Consider the following 7,161-nt stretch of genomic DNA (forward strand, 5'->3'; position numbering starts at 1 on the left):
CGAGCCGGTGACCTTGGCGCCCCTGCTCTGCAGCGCGTCCTTGGCGCCGTCCCTGGTGTGGCCGACGAGGGTGCCCGTGACGACGACGGTGAGCCGCCCGGTGGCCCCCCTTCGCGTTCCCTCTCGTTGCGGTCCGCCCGTCCGGAGGCGGCGGCGGAGGGGGTGGGGTCCTACTGCGCCCGGTCGAAGTCGATCGCGCTGTAGGCGCGCAGCTTCGACAGGCGGTGCGTGGACGAGATGGTGCGGATGGTGCCCGACTTGGACCGCATCACGATGGACTCGGTGGTGGCGGTCTCGGCGCGGTAGCGCACCCCGCGCATCAGCTCGCCGTCGGTGATCCCGGTGGCGACGAAGAACACGTTGTCGCCGCTGACCAGGTCGTCCGTCGACAGCACCCGGTCCAGGTCGTGCCCGGCGTCCAGGGCCTTGCGGCGTTCGGCCTCGTCCTTCGGCCAGAGCTTGCCCTGGATGACGCCGCCCAGGCACTTTATGGCGCAGGCCGAGATGATGCCCTCGGGCGTGCCGCCGATGCCCATGAGCAGGTCGATGCCGGTGCCCTCGCGGGCGGCCATGATCGAGCCGGCCACGTCGCCGTCCGAGATGAACTTGATGCGGGCCCCGGTGTCCCGGATCTCCTTGACGATGCCCTCGTGGCGCGGGCGGTCGAGCACGACGACGGTGACGTCCTCGGGCGTGGAGCGCTTCGCCTTCGCGACCCGCCGGATGTTGACCGCGACGGGCGCGTCGATGTCGACGAAGTCGGCGGCCTCGGGGCCGGTCACCAGCTTGTCCATGTAGAAGACGGCCGAGGGGTCGAACATCGCCCCCCGGTCGGCGGCGGCCAGGACCGCGATGGCGTTGGGCATGCCCTTGGCGTTGAGCGTGGTGCCGTCGATGGGGTCCACGGCGATGTCGACCTCGGCGCCGGTGCCGTCGCCGACCCGTTCGCCGTTGAAGAGCATCGGGGCCTCGTCCTTCTCCCCTTCGCCGATGACGACCACGCCGTTCATGGAGACCGTGGAGACGAGGGTCCGCATGGCCCTCACCGCGGCCCCGTCGGCTCCGATCTTGTCGCCGCGCCCCACCCAGCGGCCGGCGGCCATGGCGGCGGCCTCGGTGACCCGTACCAGTTCGAGGGCGAGGTTGCGGTCGGGGGCCTCGGGTGAGACCTCCAGCTGGGACGGCAGATGGTGCTCGGGCATCGGAGCACACCTTTCTGTACGGCGACGACCGGAAATGAGCGTGCTTCGACTCTATCGGTAGGCCGATAAAATGAGCAGACCACCCCACGGATGAGCGCACAGGGTCGGGTCGGGGTCCCGGACGGTCGCCCGCGGGCCGCATGCCACCATGTATCCGTGGCAAGCAAGCGAGGCAAGCAGACAGTCCGGGACATGTTCCTGTCGTTGGTGTTGATCGTCGCCGCGGCCGGCGTCATCTACGTCTTCGTTCCGCACGACGACAAGGCCGATCCGGTCCAGACCGTCGACTACCACGTCGAGCTCGCGACCGCGCGGCGCGCGGCCCCCTACCCGGTGGCCGCCCCGTCCGGGCTCCCCGAGGGGTGGAAGGCCACCTCCGTCTCGTACGACGGCGCCGAGGGCAGCAGCTGGCACCTCGGCTTCATCGACCCGGACGGCAAGTACGTGGCCGTGGAGCAGTCCACGACTCCGGTGGAGGCGTACGTCCCCGACGTCAGCCAGGACGCCGAGGACACCGGCCGCACCGAGACCGTCGCGGGCCAGGAATGGCAGTACTGGAAGGGTGCGAAGTACGACGCCCTGGTGCTGAACGCCGACGGCTCCACCACCGTGGTCACCGGCTCCGCGCCCAAGGAGCAGCTGGCCGCGATGGCCGCCGCGCTCACCACGTCCTGACGTCGACCGGGCCCGTCGCGGCTCCGGCCGACACGGGAGACCCGAAAAGCCCGGAACGCCTGAAGGTGTTCCGGGCTTTTCCGTGGGTGCGGCCGGTCGGGCCGGACCGGTCAGACGGTGGTGACGACCTCGTCGTACGACAGGCGCGGCAGGCGCGGGAACCAGGCGTCCTCGCCCGGCTTGCCGATGTTGACGACCATGAGCAGCTTGTGGTCGCCGTCGAGGAACTCCTTCTCGATGCCCGCGGCGTCGAAGCCGGTCATCGGGCCCGCGGCCAGACCGGCGGCACGCACGCCGACGATGAAGTAGGCGGCCTGGAGCGCGGCGTTCAGCGCGGCGGACTGCTCGCGGACCGGGCGCTCGGAGAAGAACGCGTCCTTGGCCTGCGGGAAGTGCGGCATGAGCGCCGGGAGCTCCTCGTGGAACTCGTTGTCGGCGGCGAGGATCGCGACCAGCGGCGCGGCGAGGGTCTTCGGGCGGTTGCCCTCGGCCATGTGCTCGACGAGGCGGGCGCGGCCCTCCTCGGAGCGGACCAGGATGACACGCAGCGGCGACTGGTTGAAGGCGGTGGGGCCGTACTTGACCAGCTCGTAGATCGCCTGGACCTGCTCGTCGGTCACCGGCTCGTCGGAGAAGGTGTTGGCGGTGCGGGCCTCGGTGAAGAGGAGGGCCTGCGCGGCGGGGTCAAGGGCGAGGGACATGGACGAGCCACCTTCGGTGCGTACGGGATCGAGCGACGCGGTCACCGTAACCGAGAGGTAGATTAACTTTCAACTAATCGCGGGCCGGGGTGAGGCACGCCACACCGCCGACCGTGAACCCCGGGGCCGGGCGAATCCGTTCACGCCCGGGCCCTCTCGCCCCGGCGGAGGGGAACCCACTCCTGCCGCCGCGCACGCCTACTCGCCCGGCGACGTGTCCTCGCGCTCGTCCGGACCGGCCAGGGCCGCGTCGAGGCGGGCGCGGGCGCCCTCCAGCCAGCGGCGGCACACCTTCGCCAGCTCCTCGCCGCGCTCCCAGAGCGCCAGCGAATCCTCCAGCGTGGTGCCGCCCGCCTCCAGTCGGCGCACGACCTCGATCAGCTCGTCGCGCGCCTGCTCGTAACCGAGCGTGCCGGTCGCACCGGCGGTGGTCGTCCCGTCGTCCGTCATGCCGCCCACTCTATGTGCGCGCACCGACAGCGGTCCCGGTCCGGAACCCGGAGGCGTCCACGCGGTGGCTGGGCCGTGTTGTGAAAGTCCCGCCTGTCGCCCTCCGGGCGGACGGCGCTACCTCCACAACACGGCCCAGGGCCCGCTCACCCCTCCACCCGTACCGAGAACTCGCCCTCCGACACCCGCGCCCGCAGCACCTCGCCGGGGGCGCCGGCCTCCTCCGGGGCACGCACCACATGGCCGTCCGCCCGCTGGAGCACCGCGTAACCGCGCTCCAGGGTGGCCGCCGGGGAGAGCGAGACCACCCGGGCCAGGGTGTGCGCGATCTCCGAGTCGGCCCGGTCCAGCAGATGCCCCAGCACCCGCCGGCTGCGCCCCGTCAGCGCCTCCACCTCGGCGGCCCGCTCGTCCACCAGCCGCTGCGGGCGCTCCATCGCCGGACGGCCGAGCGCGTGCGCGAGCCCCCGCTCCTCACGCTCCAGCAGCCCCCGTACGGTCCGCAGTGCCCGGTCGCGCAGCTGCTGGACGCGGTCCAGCTCCTCGCCCACGTCCGGTACGACCTTCTTCGCCGCGTCCGTCGGCGTGGACGCGCGCAGGTCGGCGACCAGGTCCAGCAGCGGGGAGTCCGGCTCGTGCCCGATCGCCGACACCACCGGTGTACGGCAGGCGGCGACGGCGCGGATCAGTGCCTCGTCGGAGAACGGCAGCAGGTCCTCCACGCTGCCGCCGCCCCGCGCGACGACGATCACGTCCACCTCGGGCATGCCGTCCAGCTCCTGGACCGCCTCGACCACCTGGTTGACCGCGTGGACGCCCTGTACGGCGGTGTTGCGCACCTCGAACCGCACGGCGGGCCAGCGGCGGCGCGCGTTTTCCAGGACGTCGCGCTCGGCGGCCGACGCCCGCCCGCAGACCAGCCCGATCAACTGCGGCAGGAACGGCAGCGGCCTCTTCCGGTCCAGCGCGAAGAGCCCTTCCGAGGCGAGCGACTTCTTCAGCTGCTCCAGCCGGACCAGCAGCTCACCGATGCCGACCGGACGTATCTCCGTCGCCCGCAGCGAGAGCTGCCCGCGCGGCGCGTACCACTCCGGCTTCGCGAGGACCACGACCCGCGCGCCCTCCGTCACCACGTCCGCGATCCGGTCGAAGACCTGCCGGAAACAGGTCACGCTCACCGAGACGTCGTGGGCCGGGTCGCGCAGCGTCAGGAAGACGACGCCCGCACCGGGCCGCCGCGAGAGCTGCGTGATCTGCCCCTCGACCCAGATCGCGCCGAGCCGGTCGATCCAGCCGCCGATGAGCCGGGACACCTCACCGACGGGCAGCGGGGCTTCCGCGGACGTGTTGAGAGCCATACGGGCGAGCGTAACCGCCACCGCGGACAGCGGGCCCGTTCACGCACCGGGCCGGGCGGCCCGTACCGGTCCCGTGCCGAGCCCGTTCACGCACCGGGCCGGGGTATCCGTACCGGCCCCGCACCGGGCCCGTTCAGGCACCGGGCCGGGTGCCCCCACCGCGACCCATGGATTCCTCGTCCTCGCCGGTACGACGGCCACCCTGCACCGCCACCACCACGAGCCCCACGGCGAGCCAGCAGGCACCCACCACCTGCGCGCTCGTCGTCGCCTCCACGATCACCGCGACCAGCGCCGCGGCCCCCAACACCGGCACCACCAGATGGCGCCACCAGTTCGGCTCGCCCTCCATCCGGCGGACCACGAACCAGCCGACCACCGACGCGTGCAGCAGCACGAACGCGGTGAGCGCGCCGATGTTCACCACCGACACCAGGTGGTCGAGCCCGTCGTCGCGACGGGCCGCCCACACCGCCGCCACCAGGGTGACGACCGCCGCGCAGAGCACCGCCACCCTCGGCACCCCCGACTTCGCGTCGACCCGCGCCAGGAACGACGGCAGCCGCCGCTCCCGCGCCATCGCGAAGACCAGCCGCCCGGCCGCCGCCTGCCCCGCCAGCGCCGCGAACGCCGCCCCGACCGCCTTGCTCGCCGCGACCAGGTCGTGCAGCCAGGTCCCGACCGAGGCGTCCACCGCGTCGTAGAACGCCGACCCCTGCGCCGCCGGATCGGCCGCCAGCTCCGCCGAGGAGACCGGCTCCAGCAGCGCCGCCAGATACGACTGCACCACGAAGAGCAGCCCCGCCATCACCAGGCAGAACAGCACCGCCCGCGCGACCTTCGCGGACCCGCCCGTCACCTCCTCCGCGAACGAGGCGATGGCGTCGAAGCCCAGGTAGGAGAGGACGGCCACCGACACCGCCCCGATCACCGCCGTCGTCGAGAACCCCGAGTCGCCGGTCAGCGGCGACAGCCAGCCGCGCTGCGCACCGTCCCGCGCCAGCACCACCACCGCCGACACCACGAACACCAGCAGCACCGCGATCTCCAGCGCGAGCACCGCGAAGCCGACCCGCGCGGCGGCCCGCACCCCCCACAGGTTGAGCGCCGTGGTCAGCACCACCGCGATGGCCGTCCAGACCCACCGCGACACCTCCGGGACCAGCGCGTTCATCGCGATCCCGGAGAACAGGTAGGCGACCGCCGGGATCAGCAGATAGTCGAGCATCGCCATCCACCCGGCGATGAACCCGGGAACCTCGCCGAGCCCCTTGCGGGCGTACGTGAACACCGACCCGGCCTTCGGGGCGACCCGCACCATCTGGGCGTAACTGAACGCCGTGAAGGCCATCACCACCGTCGCCACCACGTACACGAGCGCGACCGCGCCGCCGGACTTCGCGTCCAGCGTGCCGAAGACCCCCACCGGGGCCATCGGGGCGATGAACAGCAGCCCGTAGACCACCAGGTCCCTGAACCCGAGCGTGCGGCGCAGTCCGTGTCGCGCGCTGCTGCCCGTTCCGGTTTCCGGCATCGGCCCTCCATGGTGTCCGGCCCGGCGGACGGGCCCGCCGGCGCGGCCGGGCTCGTACCCCGGTGATCACGGCCCAGTCTCCCGACCCGGCCGAGCCCGCGCCTGTTCGGTACGGCCTTACGATGGGACGCATGACTGCCACCCCTGCCCGCCGTGTCCTGCTCGCCGCTCCCCGTGGCTACTGCGCGGGCGTGGACCGTGCCGTGATCGCCGTCGAGAAGGCCCTGGAGCAGTACGGGGCCCCGGTCTACGTGCGCCACGAGATCGTGCACAACAAGTACGTCGTGCAGACCCTGGAGAAGAAGGGGGCGATCTTCGTGGAAACCACCGCGGAGGTCCCCGAGGGCTCCATCGTGATGTTCTCGGCGCACGGTGTCGCGCCGACCGTCCACGCCGAGGCCGCCGAGCGCCGGCTCGCCACGATCGACGCCACCTGCCCGCTCGTCACCAAGGTCCACAAGGAAGCCGTCCGCTTCGCCAAGGAGGACTACGACATCCTCCTGATCGGCCACGAGGGCCACGAAGAGGTCATCGGCACCAGCGGCGAGGCCCCCGACCACATCACTCTGGTCGACGGCCCCGAGGACGTCGCCAACGTCCGGGTCCGCGACGAGTCGAAGGTCGTCTGGCTCTCCCAGACCACGCTCTCGGTGGACGAGACCATGGAGACGGTCGACGCCCTGAAGAACAAGTTCCCGAACCTGCTCTCCCCGCCCAGCGACGACATCTGCTACGCCACGCAGAACCGCCAGGTCGCCGTGAAGAAGCTGGCCGAGGATGCCGATCTGGTCATCGTCGTCGGCTCCAAGAACTCCTCGAACTCGATCCGCATGGTCGAGGTCGCCCTCGACGCCGGAGCCCCCGCCGCCCACCTCGTCGACTTCGCCTCCGAGATCGACGAGGCATGGCTGGAAGGCGTCACCACGGTCGGCCTCACCTCCGGCGCCTCCGTCCCCGACGTCCTCGTCGACGGCGTGCTGGAGTGGCTCGCCGAGCGCGGTTACGCGGACGTCGAAACGGTCAAGACGGCCGAGGAGTCGATCACCTTCTCGCTGCCCAAGGAACTCCGCCGCGACCTGCGCGCCGAAGCCGCCGCCCTGGCCGCCCAGCAGTAGCTCCGCGACCGCGGTCGGCCGGTGCGCCCGGGGGAGGCGGCGTACGAGGCGGCCCGGTCCACCAGGGTGCTCTTGCCGGCTCCGGGCTCGCCGGTCAGCACCAGCACCTTGGAGCCGGTGCCTTCC

Annotated in this window: 7 protein-coding genes; 2 read left to right on the forward strand and 5 right to left on the reverse strand. The window is 72.1% G+C overall.

Annotated elements, in window-relative coordinates; translation table 11 throughout:
* Positions 1 to 170: 170 nt before the first annotated feature.
* Complete coding sequence (gene glpX / locus ACWD3D_RS31020) at positions 171 to 1,202, reverse strand: class II fructose-bisphosphatase (RefSeq protein WP_451464073.1); 1,032 nt, start codon at positions 1,200 to 1,202, stop codon at positions 171 to 173.
* Positions 1,203 to 1,358: 156 nt separating this feature from the next.
* Between glpX and ACWD3D_RS31025 the strand changes: the two genes are divergently transcribed.
* The gene (locus tag ACWD3D_RS31025; protein WP_451464074.1) at positions 1,359 to 1,877 is read left to right on the forward strand and encodes a DUF4245 domain-containing protein; all 519 of its coding nucleotides are present in this window, start codon (positions 1,359 to 1,361) and stop codon (positions 1,875 to 1,877) included.
* 110 nt (positions 1,878 to 1,987) lie between these two features.
* Here ACWD3D_RS31025 and ACWD3D_RS31030 read toward each other — a convergent pair whose 3' ends face one another.
* The 4 genes from ACWD3D_RS31030 to ACWD3D_RS31045 all read right to left on the reverse strand — a co-directional run bounded on the left by ACWD3D_RS31030 (position 1,988) and on the right by ACWD3D_RS31045 (position 5,920).
* Positions 1,988 to 2,578 carry a malonic semialdehyde reductase gene (locus ACWD3D_RS31030; RefSeq protein ID WP_451464075.1) on the reverse strand — a complete coding sequence of 197 codons (591 nt, stop codon included), beginning with the start codon at positions 2,576 to 2,578 and terminating at the stop codon, positions 1,988 to 1,990.
* A gap of 198 nt (positions 2,579 to 2,776) precedes the next feature.
* Entirely contained in the window at positions 2,777 to 3,028 is a 252-nt protein-coding gene (locus ACWD3D_RS31035) for an exodeoxyribonuclease VII small subunit (protein WP_451464076.1), read from the reverse strand.
* 146 nt (positions 3,029 to 3,174) lie between these two features.
* Positions 3,175 to 4,386 carry an exodeoxyribonuclease VII large subunit gene (gene xseA / locus ACWD3D_RS31040; RefSeq protein ID WP_451464077.1) on the reverse strand — a complete coding sequence of 404 codons (1,212 nt, stop codon included), beginning with the start codon at positions 4,384 to 4,386 and terminating at the stop codon, positions 3,175 to 3,177.
* A gap of 133 nt (positions 4,387 to 4,519) precedes the next feature.
* Positions 4,520 to 5,920, reverse strand: a complete 1,401-nt coding sequence (locus ACWD3D_RS31045) for an APC family permease (RefSeq protein WP_451464078.1) — start codon at positions 5,918 to 5,920, stop codon at positions 4,520 to 4,522.
* A gap of 122 nt (positions 5,921 to 6,042) precedes the next feature.
* Here ACWD3D_RS31045 and ACWD3D_RS31050 point away from each other — a divergent pair, with 122 nt between their 5' ends.
* Positions 6,043 to 7,035 carry a 4-hydroxy-3-methylbut-2-enyl diphosphate reductase gene (locus ACWD3D_RS31050; protein WP_451464079.1) on the forward strand — a complete coding sequence of 331 codons (993 nt, stop codon included), beginning with the start codon at positions 6,043 to 6,045 and terminating at the stop codon, positions 7,033 to 7,035.
* The last annotated feature ends 126 nt before the right edge of the window (positions 7,036 to 7,161 follow it).

The organism is Streptomyces sp. NPDC002690, from assembly GCF_053592415.1.

Bases quoted from the DNA above. Each gene is read 5' to 3' on its own strand.
- glpX (WP_451464073.1), bottom strand. From the start codon at position 1,202: ATGCCCGAGCACCATCTGCCGTCCCAGCTGGAGGTCTCACCCGAGGCC.
- ACWD3D_RS31030 (WP_451464075.1), bottom strand. From the start codon at position 2,578: ATGTCCCTCGCCCTTGACCCCGCCGCGCAGGCCCTCCTCTTCACCGAG.
- ACWD3D_RS31035 (WP_451464076.1), bottom strand. From the start codon at position 3,028: ATGACGGACGACGGGACGACCACCGCCGGTGCGACCGGCACGCTCGGT.
- xseA (WP_451464077.1), bottom strand. From the start codon at position 4,386: ATGGCTCTCAACACGTCCGCGGAAGCCCCGCTGCCCGTCGGTGAGGTG.
- ACWD3D_RS31045 (WP_451464078.1), bottom strand. From the start codon at position 5,920: ATGCCGGAAACCGGAACGGGCAGCAGCGCGCGACACGGACTGCGCCGC.
- ACWD3D_RS31050 (WP_451464079.1), top strand. From the start codon at position 6,043: ATGGGACGCATGACTGCCACCCCTGCCCGCCGTGTCCTGCTCGCCGCT.